General features: G+C 70.4%; 18 protein-coding genes and 2 pseudogenes. 9 read left to right on the forward strand and 11 right to left on the reverse strand.

Annotated features, from left to right (window positions below; genetic code table 11):
- Window positions 1-147 precede the first annotated feature (147 nt).
- The gene (locus ACFYY7_RS12025; protein WP_388660277.1) at window positions 148-1770 is read left to right on the forward strand and encodes an amidohydrolase; all 1623 of its coding nucleotides are present in this window, start codon (window positions 148-150) and stop codon (window positions 1768-1770) included.
- A 69-nt stretch (window positions 1771-1839) separates the two neighbouring features.
- Here ACFYY7_RS12025 and ACFYY7_RS12030 read toward each other — a convergent pair whose 3' ends face one another.
- Entirely contained in the window at window positions 1840-3483 is a 1644-nt protein-coding gene (locus ACFYY7_RS12030) for an amidohydrolase (RefSeq protein ID WP_388660280.1), read from the reverse strand.
- Between the two features lie 90 nt (window positions 3484-3573).
- Window positions 3574-5118, reverse strand: coding sequence for an APC family permease (locus ACFYY7_RS12035; RefSeq protein WP_388660283.1), 1545 nt, complete (start codon window positions 5116-5118; stop codon window positions 3574-3576).
- Between the two features lie 213 nt (window positions 5119-5331).
- Here ACFYY7_RS12035 and ACFYY7_RS12040 point away from each other — a divergent pair, with 213 nt between their 5' ends.
- The gene (locus ACFYY7_RS12040) at window positions 5332-6045 is read left to right on the forward strand and encodes a TetR/AcrR family transcriptional regulator (RefSeq protein WP_388660286.1); all 714 of its coding nucleotides are present in this window, start codon (window positions 5332-5334) and stop codon (window positions 6043-6045) included.
- Window positions 6046-6344: 299 nt separating this feature from the next.
- Here ACFYY7_RS12040 and ACFYY7_RS12045 read toward each other — a convergent pair whose 3' ends face one another.
- From ACFYY7_RS12045 to ACFYY7_RS12070, 6 genes are all read right to left on the reverse strand, one after another.
- Entirely contained in the window at window positions 6345-7247 is a 903-nt protein-coding gene (locus ACFYY7_RS12045; RefSeq protein ID WP_388660289.1) for a bile acid:sodium symporter family protein, read from the reverse strand.
- 17 nt (window positions 7248-7264) lie between these two features.
- Entirely contained in the window at window positions 7265-8599 is a 1335-nt protein-coding gene (locus tag ACFYY7_RS12050; RefSeq protein ID WP_388660291.1) for a Dyp-type peroxidase, read from the reverse strand.
- Between the two features lie 21 nt (window positions 8600-8620).
- Window positions 8621-9556, reverse strand: coding sequence for a hypothetical protein (locus ACFYY7_RS12055; protein WP_388660294.1), 936 nt, complete (start codon window positions 9554-9556; stop codon window positions 8621-8623).
- A 91-nt stretch (window positions 9557-9647) separates the two neighbouring features.
- A complete protein-coding gene (locus ACFYY7_RS12060) occupies window positions 9648-10181 on the reverse strand; it encodes a hypothetical protein (protein WP_388660297.1) in 534 nt (177 codons plus the stop codon).
- A gap of 438 nt (window positions 10182-10619) precedes the next feature.
- Window positions 10620-11120 (reverse strand): hypothetical protein, encoded by a 501-nt coding sequence (locus ACFYY7_RS12065; protein WP_388660300.1) that lies wholly within the window; start codon window positions 11118-11120, stop codon window positions 10620-10622.
- Between the two features lie 584 nt (window positions 11121-11704).
- Entirely contained in the window at window positions 11705-12706 is a 1002-nt protein-coding gene (locus tag ACFYY7_RS12070) for an Acg family FMN-binding oxidoreductase (RefSeq protein ID WP_388660303.1), read from the reverse strand.
- A gap of 199 nt (window positions 12707-12905) precedes the next feature.
- Between ACFYY7_RS12070 and ACFYY7_RS12075 the strand changes: the two genes are divergently transcribed.
- The gene (locus ACFYY7_RS12075; protein WP_388660306.1) at window positions 12906-13106 is read left to right on the forward strand and encodes a hypothetical protein; all 201 of its coding nucleotides are present in this window, start codon (window positions 12906-12908) and stop codon (window positions 13104-13106) included.
- Window positions 13039-13221, forward strand: a pseudogene (locus tag ACFYY7_RS12080) (2OG-Fe(II) oxygenase); the annotation flags it as partial. The gene ACFYY7_RS12075 and the pseudogene ACFYY7_RS12080, both read left to right, overlap by 68 nt.
- Before the next feature lie 54 nt (window positions 13222-13275).
- Here the strand turns inward: ACFYY7_RS12080 and ACFYY7_RS12085 are convergent.
- On the reverse strand, window positions 13276-14328 hold the full coding sequence (locus ACFYY7_RS12085; protein ID WP_388660309.1) for a polyprenyl synthetase family protein: 1053 nt from the start codon (window positions 14326-14328) through the stop codon (window positions 13276-13278).
- On the reverse strand, window positions 14325-15386 hold the full coding sequence (locus ACFYY7_RS12090; protein WP_388660312.1) for a tetratricopeptide repeat protein: 1062 nt from the start codon (window positions 15384-15386) through the stop codon (window positions 14325-14327). The genes ACFYY7_RS12085 and ACFYY7_RS12090 overlap by 4 nt, the downstream gene beginning before the upstream one ends.
- 735 nt (window positions 15387-16121) lie before the next feature.
- Here ACFYY7_RS12090 and ACFYY7_RS12095 point away from each other — a divergent pair.
- The 5 genes and pseudogenes from ACFYY7_RS12095 to ACFYY7_RS12115 form a co-directional block, all read left to right on the forward strand.
- Window positions 16122-16652, forward strand: a pseudogene (locus tag ACFYY7_RS12095) (M60 family metallopeptidase); the annotation flags it as partial.
- Window positions 16653-16819: 167 nt separating this feature from the next.
- A complete protein-coding gene (locus ACFYY7_RS12100; RefSeq protein WP_388660315.1) occupies window positions 16820-17653 on the forward strand; it encodes a hypothetical protein in 834 nt (277 codons plus the stop codon).
- 98 nt (window positions 17654-17751) lie between these two features.
- Window positions 17752-18210 (forward strand): hypothetical protein, encoded by a 459-nt coding sequence (locus ACFYY7_RS12105; RefSeq protein ID WP_388660318.1) that lies wholly within the window; start codon window positions 17752-17754, stop codon window positions 18208-18210.
- 72 nt (window positions 18211-18282) lie between these two features.
- On the forward strand, window positions 18283-18474 hold the full coding sequence (locus ACFYY7_RS12110; protein WP_266727263.1) for a DUF6381 family protein: 192 nt from the start codon (window positions 18283-18285) through the stop codon (window positions 18472-18474).
- A 67-nt stretch (window positions 18475-18541) separates the two neighbouring features.
- Window positions 18542-19606 carry an MsnO8 family LLM class oxidoreductase gene (locus ACFYY7_RS12115; RefSeq protein WP_388660321.1) on the forward strand — a complete coding sequence of 355 codons (1065 nt, stop codon included), beginning with the start codon at window positions 18542-18544 and terminating at the stop codon, window positions 19604-19606.
- A gap of 134 nt (window positions 19607-19740) precedes the next feature.
- Here the strand turns inward: ACFYY7_RS12115 and ACFYY7_RS12120 are convergent, their stop codons facing one another.
- Window positions 19741-23088: a beta-ketoacyl synthase N-terminal-like domain-containing protein gene (locus ACFYY7_RS12120; RefSeq protein WP_388660323.1), complete on the reverse strand. Its 3348-nt coding sequence runs from the start codon at window positions 23086-23088 to the stop codon at window positions 19741-19743.
- Window positions 23089-23134 lie beyond the last annotated feature (46 nt).

The raw sequence follows: 23134 nt of genomic DNA on the forward strand, positions 1-23134 counted from the left end.
GACTGAGCCGGTACGGTGCCGGCGGCGGCCACGGCCGAACGCGAACCCGGTCCGGCCGCCGGCACTGTGCACTCTGCTGGAAGCGCCCGGCACACCGGACCGTCGCACTCTTCGCCACCCACTGACCAGCCCCCAAGGAGACCGCCCGTGCACCCCGGCCTCGTACTGCTTTCCGCCCGCCTGGTCGACGTCGTCACCGGCGAACTGCTCCCGCAGACCGCCCTGGCCGTCTCCGGCGGCCGGATCTCCGCACTCGACGACGACCAGCGGATCCGCGCCCTCGCCGGACCGGCGACCACGGTGATCGACCTCAGGGGCGCCGTCGTGACGCCCGGCCTCGTCGACGGGCACATCCACCCCCTCATGGGCGCCGAACTCACCCACGGCCTGGACCTGTCCGGCTGCACCACACTCGACGAGGTGCGTCAAGCCCTGGCGAGGGAGGCCGGATCGCTGGCGCCCGGAGCCTGGCTGCACGGCTGGGGCCTGGACCCGAACGTCTTCGGCGACCGGCCCGTCGCATCCGCCGCCATCGGACCGGTCCTGGACGGCGTCCCGGCCGTCCTGCTGCTCTTCGACGCCCACTCCATGATCGCCAGCCCCCGTGCGCTGGAACTCGCCGGAATCGACGGGCCCCGCCGGTTCGAGCAGTACGCCGAGATCGTGTGCGACGAGGCGGGCCGTCCCACCGGTCTGCTGCTGGAGGACGCCGCCTGCGAACTGGTCGAGCGGGCCGCACCGCCGATCGCCCCCGCCGAGCGCCGCGCCCGCCTCGCCTCGGCGCTGCGCGAGGTGGCCGCCTCCGGGCTCACCGGCGGGCACGCCATGGACGCCAACGGAGAGAGCCTGTCGCTGTACGCCGAACTCGACGAGGCGGGCGAACTGCCGCTGCGCCTGAGGGTCGCGCCCTGGCTCCAGCCCGGAGCCGACAGCCGGGCCGTGGCCGACCTCATCGCCCAGCAGGGCAGGGGCGGCCGGCTGTGGGAGGTGGCGGGCGTCAAGCTGTTCATGGACGGCACGATCGACAACGGCACCGCCTGGCTGGAGCGGCCCGACTGCCACGGCGAGTCCACGCACGCCTTCTGGCCCGACCCCTCGTCCTTCACCAAGATCATCGACGAGCTCCACCGGGCCGGTGTGCCCACCGCCACCCACGCCATCGGCGACGCCGCCGTGCGCCACGTCCTCGACGCCGTGGAGGCGGCGACAAGTGCGGAGTACCGAGGCGTACGGCACCGGATCGAGCACATCGAGACCGTCCCCGACGACACCCTGCGCCGGTTCGCGGAGCTCGGAGTCATCGCGTCCATGCAGCCCACCCACTGCTGCGACTTCACCCGCGCCGACCACACCGACAACTGGTCCCGGCGGCTCGGCGAGGAGCGTGCCGGGCACGCCTGGCGCTGCCGCGACCTGTGGGACTCCGGAGCCACCGTCGTGCTCGGCTCCGACTGGCCCATCGCGCCCTACCCTCCGCTCACGGTCATGGCCGGCGCCCGCCACCGTCGGCCCACCCGCGATCTCACCCAGCCCCCGCACAACCCCGGACAGGCGCTCACCGCCCTCGAAGCGCTCCAGGGCATGACCCTCAACCCGGCGCGCGCGGCGGGCGCGGAACACGAGTCGGGGCGCCTGGCCATCGGCCACCGCGCGGACCTCACCGTGTTCTCGGAGAACCCGCTCGCCACGCCCGCCACCGACCTGGCCGGCCTTCCCGTCCTGCTCACCGTGGTGGACGGCCGCACCACCCACCGCGACGCCGGCCTGTGACGGCGCGAGGGGCGAGGCTGCCTCGGACAGCCTCGCCCCTCGACCCTCACACCTGTCCCGCCGCGCCGGTCACTCCCCGGCCGCGGCGCCGAAGACCTGCTGCCCGCCGACATAGGTGGCCTCGACATGCAGCGAGGCCAGTTCGGCCGGATCCACGGAGTGGGGGTCGCGGTCGAGCACGATCAGGTCCGCGAGATGGCCCGCCCGCAGAACGCCGGTGTCGTCGAGCTGGTTGACGTACGCGGAGCCCGATGTGTACGCGCGCAGGGCGGTCGTCAGGTCGAGCCGCTGGTGGGGGAGGAACGGCGGCATGTCGCCGCCGGGAACGATCCGGTTGACCGCCACGTGGATGCCCTCCAGGGGATCGGCGGAGCTGACGGGCCAGTCGCTCCCGGCGGCCAGCGGGGCGCCGGCGCCGTGCAGGTCGCCGAAGGGGTACTGCCATGCCGCGAGCTCGTCGCCGAGGAACGGGGTGGTGAGCTCGTCCAGCTGCGGCTCGTGCGCCGCCCACAGCGGCTGGAGGTTGGCGACCGCCTCCAGCCGTGCGAAGCGCGGTACGTCGTCCGGGTGGACGACCTGGAGGTGGGCCAGGTGGTGGCGGTTGCCGCGCGGCCCGTTGGCCTTCCGCGCCGCCTCGACCGCGTCGAGCGCCTCGCGGACGGCCCGGTCGCCCAGCGCGTGGAAGTGGACCTGGAAGTCCAGGGCGTCGAGCTCGGTCACGTACCCCCGCAGCGCCTCCGGGTCGACGAAGCTGAGGCCGGAATTGGCGGTGGCGCAGCCGCAGGCGTCCTTGTACGGGGCGGTCATCGCCGCAGTGTGGTTCTCGGCGATGCCGTCCTGCATGATCTTGACGGTGTCGGCGCGGAAGCGGCCCGTGAGCAAGGTCCTGCGGCGTTCGACGAGCTGGGGGATCTGCTCGGCGCCGGCGTCCCGGTCCCACCACAGGGAGCCGTTGACCCGGGCAGTGAGCAGGCCGCGTCCGGCCGCCGTGACATAGGCGGCCGAGACGTCGGGGTGTCCGCCGTACTCGCCGAGCAGGGCGTCCTGCCAGGCGGTGATGCCGTACGAGTGCAGCAGCCGTTGGGCCCGCAGCAGCCCGTCGACCAGGTCCTCCACGGTGGGCCGGGGCGCGGCGCGGCCGACGAGTTCGACGGCGCCTTCCTGCAGCATGCCCGACGGTGTGCCGTCGGCCTCGCGTTCGACGCGTCCGTCGGCGGGATCGGCGGTCGAGGCGGTCACCCCGGCCAGCTCCAGGGCCCGGGTGTTGGCCCAGGCGCCGTGATGGTCCCGGTTGACCAGCAGTACGGGCCGGTCGGGCACGGTCTCGTCGAGCATCTGCCTGGTCGGCAGGCCGCCGGGGAAGCTCTCCATCGACCAGCCGCCGCCGGTGATCCAGGGCCGTTCGGGGTGGGCGGCTGCGTAGTCCGCGATCCGGCGGCGGTACTCGGCCGGGTCCGTCGTGCCCGTCAGGTCGCAGGTTCCCAGCTCCAGGCCGCCGAACACGGCGTGGACGTGGGCGTCCTGGAAGCCCGGCAGCAACGCCCGCCCCGCCAGGTCGACGACCCGGGTGTCCGGACCGATCAGTTCGCGTACCTCATCGCCGCCGACCGCGGTGATCCGCTCACCGGTCACCGCCAGGGCGGTGGCGCCGGTGTGCGCGGGGTCCATGGTGATCACGGAGCCTGAGGTGAAGACGAGATCTGCGTGGCTCATCGGGGGTACTCCTCGTGGTGCTGGTTCATGGGGCCGTCCCGTGCAGTGGGACGGTTCAGGGGGGCGGCGGCTAGTCAAAGGGCCGGCCTGTCACGCGGTCGGAGCGGTGTCGCGCTCGGCGGGCACGGGCGCCTTCGAAGGGCGGGGTGCGGACGGACGGTCGCGGTGGAAGTACGGTGCGCGCCGCCCGTACTTGGCCCACAGCGCGGCCGGGACTCCGGTGACGAGGATGACCACCGGCACCAGGGTCAGGAAGCGGCCGTTGTCGGCGGCGAACGCGAAGTGCTCGGAGGACGTCCACAGGCTGTAGACCATGTAGCAGCCCAGCCCGAGCAGCGCGAGCCCGCACACGATCGGCACCAGCACCGTGACCACCAGCATGCGCGGGTCCCGCCGGGCGTCCGGGGCGAAGGTGATCGCGCAGGCCAGGGCGGCGAAGGCGTAGTAGAGGGAGATCAGGATGCCGACGGAGGTGACGGATCCGACGATGATGTCCTGCAGGCTGCCCAGACCGGCCGACAGCAGGGCCAGCACCGCCGACAGCGCGGCGATCCGCAGGGTCGACAGATGCGGGGTGCGGCGGCGGGTGTGCACCGCGGCCCAACCCGCACCGAGCACCCCGTCCCGGCTCATCGCGAGTGTCTGGCGTGCGGAGCCGATCAGTACGGACTGCACGCAGGCGATGATGGAGCACAGCAGGACGACGGTGGTCACCGCCCGGCCGAAGCCCCCGGCCGCCATCTCGCCGATGTGGGGCAGACCGCGCTCCCCGTTGGCGACGAGTTCCTCGGGGGTCAGGGCGCGCTGGAAGGCCACGGCCGCGAGCAGGAAGAGCCCCGCCACCGCCGCGAGCGACCACATGCCGGCCCGCGCCGAGGTGCGTGCGTCGGCGTTCTCCTCCGTCACCGAGAACGCGGTCTCCCAGCCCCAGTACATGAACACCGCGAGCAGGATGCCCATCGCCATCACCGAGGGCGAGGAGAAGACCGTCGGCGAGAACCAGCTGAGGTCGAAGTCGGCCGCGCGACCGGCGACGACGGCCCACCCGCAGACGGCGAGGAGCACCACGAACTCCAGGCTGATCAGCACCAGTTGGAAGCGCGCGGCGACATCGACACCGAGGATCGCCAACGCGGTGAGTCCGACGGTGAGGACCAGGCCGACCGCTATCGATGCCAACGCGGGGGCATCGGCCAGGCTCACCCCCGCCACCTGGTCCAGTCCCATCGAGTCGGCCGCGAGCAGTGTGTACTGCCCCATCAGCGGGATGGCGTAGGACAGGAACAGCACCTGGGTGACGACGGTGACCCAGCCGATCATGTACCCGGGCATCGGCCCGACCGCCTTGCCCACCCATACGTACGCCGTGCCGCAGTTGGCCTCGCGCTGGTTCAGCTTGGTGTAGGCCAGGGCGATGCCAAGGATCGGCAGCAGCCCCAGCAGGAATGCCGCCGGGATCCCCACGCCCACCGAGGCGCCGATGATGCCCAGGCCGACGCCGATGCTGAAGGTCGGGCTGATGTTGGACAGGGAGAGCACGACCCCGTCCAGCACTCCGAGAACCCTGGGCAGCTCGGTGGGGGCTTGCGACGGGGTGCCCGAGGCCGGGGAGGAAGGGGGCGGGTGACCGGGCATGGGCTACTCCTTGACCTCTGAACGGGGCGGTGCGATGTGCTGTGCCGTGGCGCGCTGTGCCGTGGCGTGGTGCGGGTGGCGGCAGCGTGGCAGGGAGGCGACATCAAAGTCAACGGTGATGACAACGAGGTTGACTCCGAATGGGTGAGGGTATGACGTGCGAGGGCGCGGCTGACGGCACAATGGGGCCGACCGGAGCGAGGGGAGTGCGCAGTGGAGTCACGTACGGGGAAGCCGGCCGCGGCGGCCAGAGGGAAGCGTGCCGACTCCGGCCGCCCTCGGCCGTCGCTCAGTCCCCGGCTGATCGTCGAGGCGTGCCTCGAACTGATGGACACCGAAGGAGCCGACGCCCTGACGTTCCGCCGGATCGGCGCCCAGCTGGGCGCCGACCCCACGGCGCTCTACCGGCACTTCCGCAACAAGGACGATCTGCTGCTGGCGGTGGCGGACCATCTGCTGGAGGAGGGCATCGAAGGGTTCGAGCCCTCCGACGACTGGCGGCAGACGCTGCGCAGGCTGTTCATCCGCATGCACAAGGTCTATCTCTCGCACCCGCGCGCCGCCGTGCTCGCCACGGTACGCATCACACGGCGCCCGGCCGAGATGCGGGTGATCGAGATGACCCTCACCGCGCTGTCCGACGCGGGATTCCCGCCCGAGCAGGCGGTGCGCCACTACCGGGCGCTGGTGGACTTCCTGCTGGCCTGGTCGTGCATGGACGCCACCTACTCCACGCTCGACGCGCACACCCGCCGCGGCGACGAGTCCGCCTGGTCCGGCGAGTACGCGGCGGTCCCCGCCGCCACCCACCCCCATATCGCGGCGGCGGCCCCCTACTTGGCCTCGGTGGACGACGACGCCAACTTCCATTTCGCCCTGGACCTGATGCTGGACGCGATCGCCGCCCGCGCCCCCGCGAGCGGCTGAGGGGCCGGGCGTCGCGAGCCGGACGGCACGGTTGGGAGCTGTCCGGCCGATCGCGCATGTGGGTAGTCCGGCAACTTCGATCCTGAAGAGGCTGTGGTCGGGTGGGAGTGCCTGCTTGCCGGCGGCAGCTTCGAGGAACTCGTCGAAGCCGCAGGGCCGTCCGCCGCGTGATCCTCTGCGCAGGCGGGCGACCCGGCTGTCAGTCTTCTCCGGGATGGTGTGCCGGATGCCCCGGACCAGGTTTGTGGTGCTGAAGGAGGCCGTTCGCCGGGCTGGGCGGTTGATCTTCGGTGAGCGAATCACTGAGTAGTCGCCTGGTCGGTGTGTTCCTGCGGCGTCTTCGGAGCACCCCTGTGCCTGCTGAGCAGTGTGGAGATCAGGAGGGATGCCGTCAGGCCGCTGAGGAGTATGGCGGCGAGCGCGCCGAGGACGGCGGGCTGGTCGGCGAAGGCGAGGCCGATGGCGGCCAGCGCGGGGCCGGCGTTGCGCACGGAGGTGACGCCTCCCATGGTGGTGCGGCGAGTCATCGGGCCGGTGGCCAGCAGTGTTCCCAGGGCGAAGGCGAAGGCGGCGAGCAGGAAGCCCGCGAGTAGGGCGAGTGAGCCGAAGAGGTCGACGACATCGTGCCAGCTGCCCAGCAGCATGCCTGCAAGCACGATGAGGAACGTGATGTTGGAAAGGGCTGCTGCCGTGGGATGCCAGGACTGTGCGGTGGGTTCGGCGTAGCGGCGCAGGAGCAGGCCGATGACGAACGGGACGAGTTGCAGGAGCGCCACTGTCCGCACGAGTGCGCCGACGTCGAGGGAAACCTTGGTGCCGATGTCGGCGGCGGTGAGGACGGCGCTTGCGGTGGGGGCGAAGGTGAGGCTGCCAATGGAGGCGAGCAGTACCTGCATTGCCGCGCCTGTGACGAGGTCGCCTTGCTGTACGGTCGCCAGCTTCGCCCCGAAGGGGCCGCCCGGGGACGAGGCGATCAGAATGAGGGCGGTGAAGGAGGCTGAGGGGAGACCGAGCAGGGAGCCGATGCCCCAGCCGAGCAGCGGGATGACCATCATGTTGGCGGTCAGCGCCAGCAGCAGCAGGGGGACGTTGGCGAAGACGCCGCGCAGTGCCGGGACGGTGGCTCGTAGGCCGGCGGCGAACATGGTGGCCGCGATGAAAATGACAGTGACGGCGTTGAGGACGAGATGCAGGGTGTTCATGGCGCTTGCCGGCCCTGTCAGTCGTGGAGGTCCCCGAGCCAGCGCAGGGCGCTCAGGCTCGGCACGAAGCAGTACTCGCCTCCACGGGTGACGACGAACCGGGGCAGCGGGGCCAGGCAGCGCCTCACCGGCCTTCGAGGAATGGTGTAGCGGGTCTGCCCGTCCTCGGCGCCGACGACGGGGTCCTTCGTGCTGCCGGCCCCGAAAAAGACGCCGTCGTTCATCCACTCCGACTGGACGAACTCGAACTGGCGGCCCAGGTGGGCGCCGATGAACGCGAACATCAGACCGCGGTCCGCTCCGTCGTCCTCCAGCGCTCCTTCCGGCAGCGGCGGGCCGTACACGGCGCCGCGCCGGATCATGCGGTGCAGACGCACCTCTCCGGCCACTGAGGCGTCGCGTGGGTTGGCGCGGCGGATGTGGCAGCCACCGGGAGTGGTGAATCCCATCGGGTCGTCCTGTTCGTACAGAAAGGTGTTGCGGCGGTGGGGGTCGGCGCCGAGGGCTTGGTCGTCGCGCTCCGGAGCGAGTGCCAGTGGGGCCCCGCTGCGCCAGCGGCCCATGATCTTCGCGGCGATCAGTTCCTCGTCGTGGTCGCCGGTGGAGTTGTCCTTCAGATAGCGCCTGAACGCGGCGACGTTCTGGTGGAGTTTGCGGAAGACCGCGTAGCTGCCGTTGCGCCCCAGCACGGGCGGCTGAGGTGTCTGGACACCGCCGATCTCATCGGGGTAGCCGAGGACGAACTCCCCGCTCTTCAGAGGCGCTTCCAACTTATTGGACCCTGGGATACCGCTGCCTTCGACAGCCGGATGGCTGACGCTGTCGAGATAGCCGAAGTGCTCCTTCTCGGTGGGCAGGGCGTAGCAGTCCTGTCGCCAGACCGCTGTCACGCCGGACAGGCGTTCGTAGGCGGGCCGTGCGCGGTCGATGGCCGCCTCCAGGCTCAGAGGGTCGGGTGCGACGGCCGTGATCACCACGTGAACGTCGTGCGAGCCGAGGGGCGCTTCCCAGTGCTGCGGGCTGCTCGGTCCCTCGTCGCGCAGCGCCCGCGCACGGGCGGCCATGCCCTGCCGGAGCTCCCAGGCGAACGTGGCCAGCGATGAACGTGGCGTCCCCAGCGCCTCCAGGCCCCAGTACGTGACTGCAACACTGACCCAGGTGTTCCCGAGAGGGCTGGAGGTGTCGGCGGCGGAGGTCGCCACCGCGCTTGCCCGCCGCATCAACTCCCGGCCCTGGGAACGGTCGTCGATACGGAAGACCAGGTACGTCGCCGCGTACGGGGTGGGGCGCGGGCTGAGGACCCCGCGCTGGATGTCGTCGAGTTCCAGCGTGACGTCCGTGGGTGCGCTCATATCGGCCTCCCTGCGGCATCGCTACGAGACGAGGTTGCGCCAGAAGTTCCGCAGGCTGTCGTCGGCGCCGAAGAGTGTGCTGAAGATTGTCGAATCGGCCAGCAGCACGTCTGCTGCGCGGTCATCGCCAGGGGGCATCCACAAGAGCATGTTGAACTCGGTGTTCCCGTCCTTGGTGAACGGATGGGGCCGGGACGTGTCGATCGGCTGCCGGGCCAGCACATGGATGGCCTGCGGCTCGTGGGTCGTCACCGCGTAGTGCGGCAGGTGCATGTGGAAGTTGAAATTCGTCACCCCGTTCAGCCATCCCTTCTCGTCCAGATCCCTGATGGTCGACAGGGGGACGATCCGGTTGTCCCGATCGGTGGCGGGGCGCAGCCCGTATTGGTTGATGACGGGCACGTCCAGGCCGTTCATCACACCCCTGACGTAGGTGGCGAACCGTTGTTGGCGAGGCACCAGGGGATCGCCGTGGTGGCGGTACTCCACCTCGCGCACGGACAGGTCGTCCGACGCGCCGACGTCGTGATGGGGTCCCAGGACGAGGCGGGCGTCCTCCCGCGAGAGGAAGGACCGCAGGGCCTCGATCTCGCCGGGCTCGGCTTCCTGTCCGGTGATCATGTGGTCGAGTCCGAAGACGAACAGGACGTCTGTGTCGTCGAGTACCCGCCCATCGAGGGGGGTGTGGAAGCCGGCCTGGTCGATGCGCTGGTAGACCGGGACGGGATGCCCGGTGACCTCCGCGACGAATTCCTGGAACGGCACCCAGGCCCGGAAGAACAGCTCCAGCGATCCCGCGATGCCCTGCTGGAACTGGTAAGGGTCCGACCACTTCGGGTCCTCATAGGCCGGCCACGCCACCCGCCGGACCTCGGTCATGGTGGAGAACCGGTTGTCCAGTTCGGCCGCGTTCCGGCCCGCCTCGGCTGGATAGCTCCACGAGACGTAAATGCTCACACGCCGTCCGGCAGGAGTGTACTTCCGGGGAATGTGCCGCTGGTTGTAGGTCCGCGCTGTTCTGGCCTCACTCATCGCCCAGCTCCCAGCCTCACTGCATCTGGTCGAGTATCTCCGACAGAGCGCTCTTGATCCGCAGGGCCTTCTTGATCTCGTCCGCCGTCACGTACGGGTACTCTCCGTACTCGATGAAGCTCGGACAGTGGTGCTCACGGACGAATCTGACGAACGCCTCCGGATTGGTCCGCCAGTCCTCGGGGAATCCTTCCAGATGCTCGAACGCGGTGCTCACGCCCGCCTTCGAGAACAGTGCGATGGCGTCCTCGGTGTACTTGTCGAAGTCGGTGTCGAAGATTCCCTGGTACATGAAGCGCGTGTCATCGTCGAAGAGAACCCACCGCAGGTAGTGCAGCTTCAATGGCGCGAGAAGGTACGGATCCTGTTCGAGCGCCTTGGCCAGCGAGTAGCCGTACTCGCGCATGGCATCGGCGTGACCGGGCTTGACCCGCGCGACGATGGTGAACCCGTAACATGCCGGAGTCATGGGAAAGACGGGCCCGTACTTCCCCTGTTCGAGATGGTCCGTCCCCTTTGGGAGGACGGCTGCCTCAGGCCTGATCTCCATGTCCACTCCTCCCGACGACCAGCGAACCGGGACGATTACATCTTCGCGCCTCAACGTTGGGCGCGCCTGCCGGACAGCCCTTGGGCTGCGGCTTCACCAGCAAGCTCCGCCTGATCGCGGACGGCCGCTGCCGCCCGCTGTCCCTGATCGTCATGCCAGGTCAGCGGGCGGACTGCACCCAGTTCATTGCTGTGCTGGAGAAGATCTGCGTTCCGCGGATCGGTCCGGGCAGCCCGCGCAGGAATCCCGACAGCCTGGCGGCCGAGGGGGGCATACAGCAACGGCATCGTCCGCGAGTACCTGCGTCGCCGGGGCATCCGGCACACCATTCCGGAGAAGACTGACAGCCGGGTCGCCCGCCTGCGCAGAGGATCACGCGGCGGACGGCCCTGCGGCTTCGACGAGTTCCTCGAAGCTGCCGCCGGCAAGCAGGCACTCCTACCCGACCAGAACCTCTTCGGGACCGAAGTTGCCGAAGGAGAGCGACTCGAATGCGCGTTGCGGCCCGGTCCGAAGAGCCAGAGCCGCTGACGCGTCATCCGGAGCAGCGAAGAACTCGACGATGACGCTCATCCCGGCATCATGCCGGACTTCCCACATGCGTGACCGGCCGGACGGCTCCCAACCGGTGCGCCGCAGGCCGATGCGGTCGATGGCGCACGTCCCGGGGGACCTGGTGCTGTCGGGGTGCTGGCCGACGTGGGCCAGGCGGAGTGTGTTGGTCCCCGCCCGCACGGGTACCTGGCCGAACTCCGGTTCGTCGTAGGTCATGACGGGGTGGACCATCCACAGCCCCGCCGAGCTGCCGCCGATGCCCACGACGAGACTCCCGGTATCGGCGCGGGACTTCCACACGCCGTGGGTGCCGACCGGCACGCCCGCAGCGGCCTGGTCCCAGATCATTTTGCCGTGCGGTGCGTGGACCGGATGCAGGCCCATGAGTGGATGCTGCCGCCGAGCGCGTAGCCGATCCACTCCGGATCGTGGGCGCTGTGATGGAAGTGCGTGGCGAACGCGTCCCCGGAGCAGACGTCCCTCACTCGGCCGCCCGCAAGCTCGACGTCCACCGCCGTGGTGGGGCCGGCGGTGATCGGTGTCGGGTGGTGGCTGCACAGCACCCGATCGCCCGCCGGATGCAGATCGACGACGACGCTGAGGTCGCGGGGTGGCGCAACTCGAACGGTTCCTCGGCGGCAGTGGCAGTGGCAGTGGCGGCGGCGGTGGCAGGGGCAGTGGCACCGGAAGTGTCTGCGGCTGCGGCCCTGCCCACACCCTGCGTCCCGGTGGTGAACCCTGCGGCCGGCACAGCCGGCCCGGCCATGCGGCCGAACCCTCTGCGGGTGATCTCACTCATGGCGTCCTCACTCATCCGTGCTCACGGTGGGTGGCGCTCGGCTTCGAACCCGCCGATGGAGGAAGTCAAGGTAGTAATACGAATTAGTAGCCGTCCGGGTGCCGTGGCCGCTCCGTCGACGGCTCCTCCATTCCGTTCCGCCGCTCCCGGCGGCACCGCGCTCCGGCCGTCAGGGCTCGGTCTCCAGCACCTCGGTCACGGGGCGGCGCGGCGTACGCGGCCCCTCGGGCCCGTACCCCAGGCGCACGATCATCTGCAGGTGCCCCGTGCCGAGAGCCGGGTCGCGCAGCAGGTGCCGGAGTTCCGGCCATTCCAGGGGCTGCGTGGCGAACGAAGCGACGAGCCCGTGCACCACGGCGGTGAGCAGTACGCGCTCCAGGGCCTGACCGGCACGCAACCAGTCGGCCGGGCGGTCGCGCACGGTACGGAGCAGGGCGAGCTGCGGCCTGCTCTCGAACAGGGCGCGCGCCCGCACCGGAACGACATCCCTGCCCGCGAAGTCCCGGTTGACCGCTCTGCCCGATGCGTCGGTGGGGCCGAAGGCGTAGTCCGGGATGCCGTCGACCGGTGCCTCCACCTCTGTGTCCCGGGTCCAGTAGCGCTGCTCCGCCTCCCTCGCAGGGTCGCTCAGGCCGTACCCCTCGGCGTCCCGGATCAGCGCGAGCACAGCTTCCAGGTGTTCCGGCGGCAGGAAGGCGAAGTCGGCCCCCTCGACGCGGGCCGCGTCGACGAGGCGTGCGCGGACGTCGTCGGGGATGACCCGGTCGCCGAACGGAGCGCGGCTGGTGTGACGGTTCCGGATCGCGGGATGCAGGGCGGCGAGGGCCGCATCCGCCGGCTCTCCGGGTACGCCGGAGCACTCGGCCAGGCGGACGGTCGCCGCGACGGCCGGATCGGCGGGAACCGGAAGCAGTGTGGTCACCGCGTCGAGGCCCCGGTGCGACGCCGAGACCCGGAGATTCAGCAACGCCGCGCCGCACCCCACATGCAGGGCGCGTGTGGACGGGTCGGCCTCCGGCATCTCCCGGTCGAACTCCGCCCGGAGCGTGAGCGTCCGGGTGGCCTGCCGGTACCGGAACCGCCAGGGCTGGGCGTTGTGCATCGACGGGGCGGCGGTGGCATCGGCGACCAGTTCCCGAAGCGTCGTGTCGTCGAGCGGCTGTGCAGGCATGCGACACCTCCCGCAGCACACGGTGTCCTTCCACCGTCCCACGCGCGGCGGGGCCGGGCGCGAGAGGCCCGCCGGGTACGGGACACAGCGTGTCGCGCAGCGCGATGTCCGAATAGCGCCGGATCCGATGCCCGGGGCGGGCCCGCATTGACCACAGGAGCCACCGAGAAACCAGGAAACCGGAATCAGGACCAGACCCGTGATCGACACAACACACCCGGCCGGAACCGTGCGCGACCGGGTCGACGCCACCGACTGGGCCGCGCTCACCGACGAGATCGCCGCACACGGCAGCGCACCGACCCGGCGGCTGCTCACCCCCGCCCAGTGCCCGCGCACAGTCCCGCGGATCGGCCACCACACTGCTCCAGGGCCACGGACTGGTCTTCACCACCGGTGACCGGCCGGTCGCCTCCAGGCGCGGCTGGTCGACCGCGCCCATGCGGCACGGAGTCAGCACCGTCCGCTCCGGCCGACGCCGCACCTTGGGCCTCGTCTTCCATGACGCCGAGTGAACGACCGTCCGGGAGAAACGAATCCTGCGCCAGGGACCGGTGACCGGGCCCGTGTCACCCCGTGCGGTCGATCAGGTACGGGAAGAGCGCGAGGATCTCGCCCAGCGCTGCCGGAGCGAGCGGAACGGGCTCCAGACCGCGCCGGGCGATGTCCAGCTGCTGATGGGCTTCGGCCAGGGTGGCGGTGCGTCCGCCGGCCTCCTCGACGAGCTCGGCCGCCCGCCGGGCGTCGGCGTCGTCGAGCTGGTTTCCGGTGCCCAGCAGCAGGGCGAGCCGGCGGGCGGCGGGGTGGTCCGTCGCCAGGGCCGAAAGGACGGGGTACGTCTTCTTCAGCCGGCGCAGATCGCTGTGCACGGGCTTGCCCGTGACCTCGGGATCTCCCCATGTCCCCAGGAGATCGTCCACCGCCTGGAACGCCACCCCGAGATGCCGGCCCGCCCGGGCGAGTGCGTCGACGGTCGCGTCCGGGGCACCCGCCAGCACGGCGCCCAGACCGGCCGCGCAGCCGAGCAGCGCACCCGTCTTGTTCTCGGCCATCCACCGGTACTCGTGCGGCTGCACCGCCTCGGGTCCCTGCCAGGGCCGGGACTCGAAGAGCAGGTCGTCGGCCTGGCCGCGCACCAGCTCGGTCAGCGTCCCGGCGAGGTGCCGGACCGCTGCCGCACTGTGTCTTCCGGGTGCGTCGGCCAGGGTCTGCACCGCCAGCGCGAAGAGAGCGTCGCCCGCGAGGATCGCCGGGCCGGTTCCGTACGCCTTCCACACGGTGGCGCGCTGTCGGCGGGTCTCGTCGCCGTCCATGATGTCGTCGTGCAGGAGCGAGAAGACATGGATCAGTTCCACGGCGACCGCCCCGACGACCGCGTCCTCGGCCCGTGCGCCGGCGGCCTCGGCGCTGAGCAGCGCGAGGGCCTGCCGGACCCCCTTGCCCTGTGAGCCCGGGGCGGGGCTGCCGTCCGCCGTGGCCCACCCGAGGGAGAACACGGCCATTTCCGCGTGCCACGGATGCAGGCGACGCACGGCCTGTGCGAGCGCCGGGCGCACCTGCTCGCGGCAGCGGGCGAGCACCTCCGGCGGCGCGGCCTGCCGGGTTGCGGGCGGTGGTGTCATCGTCGTCCGCTCTCCTCGTCCGCGCCGCCGTCGACCGGTGCCACGCCGAGCTCGGCGTATGCCTTGTCCACCATGTCCCGGGCGTTGAGCAGGCCGATCCGGCTGAGGGTGCGGCGCAGCTCGTGCAGATCCGCCGCGGTGTCGTCGCGGTCGCGGCCGAGCCGGGCCAGCGATTTGACGAGTCCGAGCCGGGCCAGCGCCTCGCCCCGGGGTTCGGTCATGGCGCGGAACTCCCCGAGCGCTTCCTCGTACATCGCGCGCGCCTCCTCGTACCGCTCGGCGCGGAAGAGGACGTTGGCGCGCATCTTGTGGTTGTAGGCGAGCGCGCTGGACAAATCCATCGCACGGCAGGTGAGTTCGGCCTCCGCGAGCAGGGCAAGGGCACGTTCCGGATCGTCCCGCAAGGAGATGATGTCGGCCATGCCGCGCAGGGCCCACGCCCGGCCGCGCCGGTCGTCCGCGTTGCCGGCGAGCTCGGCCGCCTCCTCGAACATGGCCAGGGCGGTGTCGAGCGAGCCGGTGTTGCGGTGGATCTGCGCGATGCCCTCCAGCGCCCAGACGGTGTGACGTGCCTCGCCGCGCGCCCGTGCCTCGGCGAGCAACTGCTCGTGCAACGCGGCAACGGTGCGGTAGTCCCCCTGGATCCGGCCGGTCTCCGCGAGGCCGGCGAGGGAGTAGCCGCGGGCGACTATGTCCCCGCCGCGCTTTCCCATGTCGGCGGCCAGCCCCAACAGCCGGAAGGCAAGCCTGAGTTCACCCCGCTGCCGGGCCAGGGTCCCGCCGCTCCAGAGTGCCCAGGCCATCGCCCCGAGGTCGCCGGCCGAGCGGGCGGACCGGTAGCTGGACTTCCAGGCCCGATCGGCTTCCTCGACGTTGCCGAGCCGGCGGTGCGCCTCGGCGACGGCGAGCCCGCACCGGGCCACTTCCTCCTGTGAACCGGACAGTTCGGCCTCCCTCAAGTGGCGTACTCCTTCTGCCAGTACGTCTGTGAGGGAGGAGTTCACCGACATCTTGGTGAGGGCGCCTTGGTACTCGGGCGCCAGTGCCTTGCTGTGCATGGGGGCCTTTCGTGCGCGGGCGGATCAGGGCAGGGGATTGCTATGCACTCGATGTATACATTTCGTGCATAGTTGCCTGGCCGGTGGACCCGGGCGCTTGCGAGGGGTCGGTCTGGGCTGTCGGACGTGGCTGCTGCTCGTGGCTGTTGCCCGTGGCGAGCCGCCTTGTTGTGGATCAAGACGACGGTCGTGCGTCCGAGGTTGCTCCGCGTTCAACAGAAGTCGACGTCGCCGCTACGGCAAGGCCGCGGCCTCGTGTCCGGTACGTGGCCATCGGGCCGCAACTGCCGGGCGTCGCCGACTCCACCCGTAATGCCGCCCGGACTCCGCCCGTAATGCCGCTCGGTGTCAGCGGTTACTGTCGCCGTCGCATGCCCTGGCCATAGTAAAAGACAGAAACATTCGAGAGCCCCTTGCACCCTATGGCAATCGCTTACATGCTGACGCGCAGCCCCCACGCCCCCGATTCCGTTGATCCCCAAGGGAGTTTCCGGATGCGTCCTGCCCGATCACCGTTCACCACCCCGCCCCCCGGCATGCCGGACGGCTCCGTCCCGCGTGCCTTGAGCCGCCGGACCGTCCTGGGCTCACTTGCCGGTGCCGGTGCGGCGACCCTGCTGGGCGCGGGTCCGGCCGCCGCTCGCCGGGCCGGACAGCAGGGCGGGGGACCGGCCGGACGGGAGGCCGGGCGCAGCGCGGGGGACACGCTCCTGATCAAGGCCCACCCGGGGCTGGGGGCTCTACCACGAGCTCGGCCACCTCCACCAGCAAGGCGCATACCAGGCCGACCAGTTGACGGAGGTCACCGTCAACGTCTACTCACTGGCCGCGCAACGCACCCTCGGCCGGCCCTCCAACCTGCTGACGGTCGACCCGAAGACCGGGCTGAACCCGTTCCAGACCGCGCTGCCGAAGCTCGGCGCCGAAGGAACCAGCTACGAGAAGACCTTCGGCGCGTACGAAAAGCTCATCCCGCTCCGGCAGTTGGAGCTGGCCTTCGGCGAGGACTTCTGGCCGAAGCTGCACCGGCTCGTACGCAGTGAGCACCAGCACGACGCCCCGGTCGACGACTACACGCACGACCCCGTCATCAACGCCCGCCAGTACCTGGCCCTGGCGAGCTATGCCGGCCGCACCGCCGGATACGACCTCACCGACTTCTTCGTCCACAGGTGGGCTCTCCCTGTCGATTCCGCGGGCGTCGCCGCACTCGCCGCGCTGGGGCTGCCGAAGCCGCCCGTCGATCCCAGCACGCTCACCGACTGATCGGAGTCCGACACCCTGCGGACCACCCGAGCCGCAGGGTGTCGGACCCGGAAGAACTCGGAACCGTACACAACACAAGACCGCATCAGCGCACATCGCGCACCGCATCACCGCGTACGGCATCACGGCACACGACAATAGGCCCAGCACACCAGCCAGGAGATGACATGAACGCGACATCGACGATCCGCTCCGGTACGCCCGCCCGCAGGCATCTGCGCAGCCTCATGAGGTCGGGCACGGTCCTCGCCGCCACCGCACTGCTCGCCGTCGGCACGGCGGGCCAGTCCTGGGCCTCGACGCCGATCCTCCGCTGGACCACGAACGCACCCACACCCGTGTCCACGCTGACGCTCCCGATGGCCGTGGACTCCGCGCCGGACGCATCCGGCGTCTACTTCGCCTACTACACCACTCTGGAGAGCGGTACCCGCCCCTACGCCGGCTTCCAGCCGAAGCCCGTGGACGCGAACGGGAACCGTGTGCTCCAGGCGATCTTCAGCTCCTTCAACGCCGATGCCACGACGACGGACGACCACTGCAACTACGGCGCCGACGGCGGTGCCGGAGTGAGCTGCGCGGTCCGGTTCCGCTACACACCGGGGACGATGTACTCCCTGGTCCTCGAGCGGGCCGGTGTGAGCGGTACGACGCAGCTGATGACCGGGGACGTCATCGAGACCGCGACAGGGGCGCCGGTGGCGCACATCGGCAGTTTCGGGCTGCCGTCCGCCTCGGGCCGGTTCAAGAACGCCGATCAGGGGTTCATCGAGCCGTACCTCTCCGCGGGCTGTGGCCAGCGGATCACGGTGACGTACGGCAGGCCGGTCGGCAGCGAAGCGGGCGTCGCCCATACGGGCAGCCTCCCCACCGTCACCGATCCGTCCTCCGGGAGCTGCCTGAGCACCGCCTCGCAGACCACCAGCCGGGGGCAGCAGGTCACGGTGACGGGCAACGCGGCGGCAGCGGCGTCGGAGCCCGCAGCCGGCCGAATCGATTGAATCCGGAACCACGCCCGGCCCGGCCCCCTACTGGTGAAGCGCCACCGGCGCCCACTGGCTAAGCTCGACGAGGGGCCCGGAACGGGACGGAGGCTCCCATGACGACTCTCGAACCACGCGATGTCCCCCCTCGCCTCGCCACTGGCGCGTTCATCCTGAACTCCGGCCTGGGCAAGCTGAAGGCCGACGCGGAGACGGCCGAGGGCCTGCATGGCATGGCCTGTGTCGCCTATCCGTTCCTGAAGAAGATCGAGCCGGAGAGGTTCACCCGGCTGCTCGCCTGGTCGGAGATCGCGGTCGGCGGAACGCTGCTCGCCCCTTTTGTGCCGACCAGGCTGGCCGGGCTGGCGCTGACAGGGTTCTCCGGGGGACTGGTCGGTCTGTACCTGCGGGTACCCGGCCTGCGGGAGCCCGGAAGCCTTCGCCCCACCCAGAACGGCATCCCGATGGCCAAGGACTTCTGGATGCTGGGCATCGGCCTCGGTTTCCTGGGCGCCGGCGGGCGCCGGTCGCGCACGGCCGCGTCCGGATGCCCATGGCATCGGTTCCGTGGCTGACAGGCACCGGCCGGGAACCGTACGGACGACGAGCGGCTCCGTGCCGGGGGCCAGCACATCCAAGGAGTGATCATGAGTGAGTCGGACGAGCTGCGCAATCGCGTACAGCAGATGCGAGCCAAGGCGAAGGACCTGAAGGCCGAGGCCGAGCGCGCCACCGATCCCGAGGAGCGCCGGCGCCTGAAGGAGAAGGCCCGCAGGATCGAATCGGAGAGTGAGCAGGTCAGCGGAATGGCGAGTGGGGACATCTACCCCATGAAGTGAAGCCGGGAAGGCCCGGCGCGTGCCCCGTCCCCGGCTCCCGCACGGATGCGGGAGCCGGGGACGGGTCATGGGGAATGCGGGCGGGCCCCGGACGTTGAACAACGATGTGAGCTCAGTGATCGCATCCACCCGGTTCTCCGTGCTCGACCGTTCCCGCATCCGCGCGGGGCACGACGGCCCGCAGGCGCTGCGCGACACGGTGCGCCTCGCCGAGGAGGCCGAGACGCTCGGCTACCACCGCTTCTGGGTGTCCGAGCACCACAGTGTGCCGGGCGTCGCCGGCTCGGCGCCGACCGTGCTGGCCGCAGCCGTCGCGGCCGCCACCTCCACCATCAGGGTCGGTACCGGCGGCGTCATGCTGCCCAATCATCAACCGCTGCTGGTGGCCGAGCAGTTCGGCGTTCTGGAGTCCCTTTTCCCCGGCCGGATCGACATGGGCCTCGGCCGCTCGGTGGGTTTCACCGACGGCATCCGCAGGGCGCTGGGACGGGACAAGTCGGCTGCCGAGGACTTCGCCGGGCAACTCACCGAACTGCTCGGCTGGCTGGACGGCACCCAGCGCTCCCACCCACAGGTCCACGCCCTCCCCGCCGAGGGGCTGCGCATCCCGCCGTTCCTGCTGGCCACCGGCGAGGGCGCGGGCATCGCGGCCGCTGCGGGGCTGCCACTGGTGGTCGGCGACCTCAGAGGCCGGGAGAAGCTGCTGCGCGCCGTCGAGCGCTACCGCCGCGAATTCCGCCCCTCCTCCTGGGCCGCCGAGCCCTATGTCGTCGTGGCGGGGACCATCGCCCTCGCCGGCAGCACGGAGGAGGCCCGGCGGCTCCTGATCCCGGAAGCGTGGTCGATGGCTCATTCCCGGACCCACGGCGTCTTCCCGCCGCTAGTCCCCGCCGAGCAGGTCGAGGCGCGAACCATGACGGAGAAGGAGCGCCGTTTCTACGAGAGCGGGCTGCGCGGCCACCTCCACGGCACGGAGGACGAGGTCGCCACGGAGCTCGAAACGGTCATCAAGGAGACCGGCGCCGACGAGGTGCTCGTCACGACCAGTACGTACGACTGTGCGGCGCTGGTCGACTCGTTGCGTCGCCTGTCCCGGATGGCGCGGCTGACCCCGCACCGATCGGGGTGGTGACCTGCCCTTCGCGGATCTTCCCGTGGACGGTGTCGATGAACAGCGGCTCATCCACCGGGGCGTGCCCGACGCAGTGGCCGTCTCCAGGGCCGTGTCACGACCAGGCTGTGACACGGCCCTGGAGATGCCTCGACTCAGTCGAGCCAGTAGCGCTTCCGCTGGAATGAGTAAGTCGGCAGATCGACCCGCTGAGTGGCGTGTCCCTCGAAGACGGCGTGCCAGTCCACCGCCGCTCCTTGCGTGTAGAGAGCGGCGAGAAGACCGAGCAGCGTGCGGGGTGCGCTCCGCGGGGCGTCGGACAGGTGGAAGGCGATGTGAGGGACATCTGTCTCCCTCGGCGGATCACCTTCAAGCGTGACATGGGGGCGGACACCCCAGTGCGTCAGCAACTGCTCCACGCCTGCCGGCACGGAGTCCCGCCCGCCTTGCTGACCCGCCTTTGCCGGAGACGGGAAAGCGGGGAAGGCGGACGCGAGATCGGCGGCCGTGCGATCAATGTCATGGAGATGGGTGAACAGCAGCGTGGCGTGAGGTGCCTCCGCGTCACGCGCGCGAGGCACTGAACCTTGGATCAGTGCGGAGGACTCCTCACCGTCCTTGAGCGCTTTCAGCCCTTGGAGCAGTTCGTCCATGCTGCTCGCGACGACGACCGCTCGATGGCTCAGTGCGGCTCGTCCGGTCGCCAACGAGTGCCCGATACTCGCAAGCGAAGCCGTTGCGAGGCCTGACGCCTTGTCATCGCTGGTGAGCGCCTGGTACAGGCGTGCGGCCTGGGCGCGCAACGCCTCAGGGGTCCGGCCGTGAACAGGCAGGGGTACCGGGCCCGGACGAGGCTCCTGGAAGGAGACCTGCCCCTCTGCCGGTGGCGCCTCTTCCACTATGAGGTGGGCGTTCGTGCCGCTGATGCCGAAGGCGGAGACGCTCGCCCGTCGCCTGTGCGTCGTCACCGGCCAGGGCTGCGCCTCGGTGAGGAGCTGTACCGCGCCGCCTGCCCAGTCGATGTGCGGTGAGGGCTCCGTGATGTGGAGCGACTGCGGCGCTGTGCCGTGACGCATCGCCATGACCATTTTGATGACACCGCCCACCCCGGCCGCGGCCTGGGTGTGGCCGATATTGGACTTGAAGGAGCCGAGCAGCAGGGGACGGTCCACGGGCCTGTCCTGCCCGTACGTGGCCAGCAGCGCATTGGCCTCGATGGGGTCGCCCAGCATGGTGCCGGTCCCGTGCGCCTCCAGTACGTCGATGTCGCAGGAGGCGAGGTTGCCGTCGGCCAGCGCCTGCCGGATGACCTGCTGCTGGGCCCGTCCGTTCGGGGCGGTCAGCCCGTTGGACGCACCGTCCTGTGCCACGGCGGACCCGCGGATCAACGCGAGCACGGTGTGACCGTTGCGCCGTGCGTCGGACAGGCGCTCCAGTGCCAGGAGCCCGACGCCTTCGCCCCACCCCGTACCGTCCGCGTTCGCCGAGAAGGACTTGCACCGGCCGTCAGCGGCCAGGCCGCGCTTGCGGGAGAACTCGATGAACTTGCTGGGGGTGGACATGATCGTCACGCCGCCGGCCAGGGCCAGCTCGCAGTCCCCGGAACGCAGCGCGCGGCAGGCCTGGTGGAGGGCGACCAGGGAGGACGAGCATGCCGTGTCCACTGTCACGGAAGGCCCTTCGAACCCCAGGGTGTAGGAGATCCGGCCGGACAGCACGGCGGCAGCCGCGCCCACCCCCTGGTAGACCTCGGCGGGACCGCGCGCCGCTCGCAGGAGCGCGCCGTAGTCCTGGCCGTTGGTTCCGATGAAGACGCCGGTGGCGCTCCCGCGAAGAGTCGGCGCGGGGACCCCCGCACGCTCGATCGCTTCCCAGGCCGTCTCCAGGAGCAGCCTCTGCTGAGGGTCCATGGCCGTGGCCTCGCCCTGAGGAATGCCGAAGAACGGAGCATCGAATTCAGCCGCATCGTGAAGGAAACCGCCGGCTCGACCGTACGACGGATCGTCCTTCCGGCCGGCATTGAGCCGGTCGAGCCTCTCGTCGTCCCATCCCCGGTCCACGGGGAACTCAGAGATTCCTTCCGCGCCGTCGGAGACCAGTCGCCACAGGTCTTCGGGCGACGAGATTCCTCCGGGGTAGCGGCACGCCATCCCGACGATCGCGATCGGATCGTCGCTGTTGCCCATGCCGGACCGTCGGGTGGTGGCGCCCTGATGAGAACCCCGTGCCATATCGGCGAGGTGATCGGCCAGGGCAGCCACGGTCGGGAAGTCGAAGGCCGCCGTGGTGGCCACCGGCAACCCGGTGCTGCTTCTGATCGCCTCCCGCAGTTCCACCATGGCCAAGGAGTCGAGACCGAGCTCGCGGAACGGGATGTCGTCCTGGACCTGGCTGTCGGCGAGATCCGGCCGCACCGCCGCCACGGACGCCCGCACCACGTCCTCGAAGGCGTTCGGATCCTCGCTCGGGCTTCGGTGCCCGGCGGTCGCCGCAGGGATGTTCGCGCCGGTGTGCAGCTGGGCCAGTGCCTGAGTGGCGGTGGCTGCTTCGGATTCCCCGGCTCGCAGGAGATGGATGAACCTGGTGCGTTCACCCGGCACGATGCGCCGGGCCATGGCCGTGAGCACGGGATCCGGGCCCACCTCGACGAACGTGGCGACGCCCGCGGTGTGCAACTCGGTGATTCCGTCGGCGAAGCGCACCGTGTTGCGTATGTGCTGTATCCAGTAGTCCGGAGCCCCCAGCGCGGTGCTGCCGGCCAGGCGCCCCGTCAGGTTGGACACGATCGGGGTCCTGGCCTCTTGGTACGTCAGCTGCTCCGCCACGACCCGGAAGTCATCGAGCATCGCGTCCATCCGGGGCGAGTGGAACGCATGGCTCACCCGCAGCCGTGACGTCCTGCGGCCGGCCGACCTCCATCGCTCCGCCAGCGCCAGCACCGGCTCCTCGTCGCCGGACAGGACGACGGAGGCCGGGCCGTTGACGGCGGCAAGGGCCATGCGTCCCTTCTCTCGCGCGAGGTCCGGCAGCACTTCGGATTCCGATGCCTCCACCGCCACCATGGCCCCGCCGCGAGGCAGGGCATCCATGAGCTGCCCCCTTGCCGCCACGAGGCGGCAGGCGTCTTCGAGGGAGAAGACACCCGCGATGTGCGCAGCCGTGATCTCGCCCAGGGAGTGGCCGATGAGGAAGTCAGGGTGTACGCCCCACTCGCGCAGCAGCCGGCTGAGCGCCACTTCCATGGCGAAGAGGGCCGGCTGAGCCAGCGATGTGCGGTGGAGAGCAGTTTCGTCGCTGCTGTTCTCCAGAGGTTCCGCGCGGTCCGGGAACAGGGTTTCACGCAGCCCGGGGCCCGTCAGGTGCGGATCGAGTGCTGCGCACACCTCCGCGAACGCGTTGGCGAACGCGGGGAAGACGTTGTGGAGTTGGTTGCCCATGAACAGCCGCTGACTGCCCTGCCCCGTGAACATGAAGGCAGTCGCCCCCACGGATCCGTTCATCATGCACCTTTCATTGCCTGTTCGTGGTGTGTTCGTGGTGTGTGCGTGG

It is taken from the genome of Streptomyces sp. NPDC001933, assembly GCF_042890955.1.
In the GTDB taxonomy this organism is placed as follows: domain Bacteria; phylum Actinomycetota; class Actinomycetes; order Streptomycetales; family Streptomycetaceae; genus Streptomyces.

What these genes read in the sequence shown, in the direction of transcription:
- ACFYY7_RS12030 (WP_388660280.1), bottom strand. Translation starts at nt 3,483, where the DNA reads ATGAGCCACGCAGATCTCGTCTTCACCTCAGGCTCCGTGATCACCATG.
- ACFYY7_RS12035 (WP_388660283.1), bottom strand. Translation starts at nt 5,118, where the DNA reads ATGCCCGGTCACCCGCCCCCTTCCTCCCCGGCCTCGGGCACCCCGTCG.
- ACFYY7_RS12045 (WP_388660289.1), bottom strand. Translation starts at nt 7,247, where the DNA reads ATGAACACCCTGCATCTCGTCCTCAACGCCGTCACTGTCATTTTCATC.
- ACFYY7_RS12050 (WP_388660291.1), bottom strand. Translation starts at nt 8,599, where the DNA reads ATGAGCGCACCCACGGACGTCACGCTGGAACTCGACGACATCCAGCGC.
- ACFYY7_RS12060 (WP_388660297.1), bottom strand. Translation starts at nt 10,181, where the DNA reads ATGGAGATCAGGCCTGAGGCAGCCGTCCTCCCAAAGGGGACGGACCAT.
- ACFYY7_RS12065 (WP_388660300.1), bottom strand. Translation starts at nt 11,120, where the DNA reads ATGGGCCTGCATCCGGTCCACGCACCGCACGGCAAAATGATCTGGGAC.
- ACFYY7_RS12070 (WP_388660303.1), bottom strand. Translation starts at nt 12,706, where the DNA reads ATGCCTGCACAGCCGCTCGACGACACGACGCTTCGGGAACTGGTCGCC.
- ACFYY7_RS12085 (WP_388660309.1), bottom strand. Translation starts at nt 14,328, where the DNA reads ATGACACCACCGCCCGCAACCCGGCAGGCCGCGCCGCCGGAGGTGCTC.
- ACFYY7_RS12090 (WP_388660312.1), bottom strand. Translation starts at nt 15,386, where the DNA reads ATGCACAGCAAGGCACTGGCGCCCGAGTACCAAGGCGCCCTCACCAAG.
- ACFYY7_RS12100 (WP_388660315.1), top strand. Translation starts at nt 16,820, where the DNA reads ATGAACGCGACATCGACGATCCGCTCCGGTACGCCCGCCCGCAGGCAT.
- ACFYY7_RS12105 (WP_388660318.1), top strand. Translation starts at nt 17,752, where the DNA reads ATGACGACTCTCGAACCACGCGATGTCCCCCCTCGCCTCGCCACTGGC.
- ACFYY7_RS12110 (WP_266727263.1), top strand. Translation starts at nt 18,283, where the DNA reads ATGAGTGAGTCGGACGAGCTGCGCAATCGCGTACAGCAGATGCGAGCC.
- ACFYY7_RS12115 (WP_388660321.1), top strand. Translation starts at nt 18,542, where the DNA reads ATGGGGAATGCGGGCGGGCCCCGGACGTTGAACAACGATGTGAGCTCA.
- ACFYY7_RS12120 (WP_388660323.1), bottom strand. Translation starts at nt 23,088, where the DNA reads ATGATGAACGGATCCGTGGGGGCGACTGCCTTCATGTTCACGGGGCAG.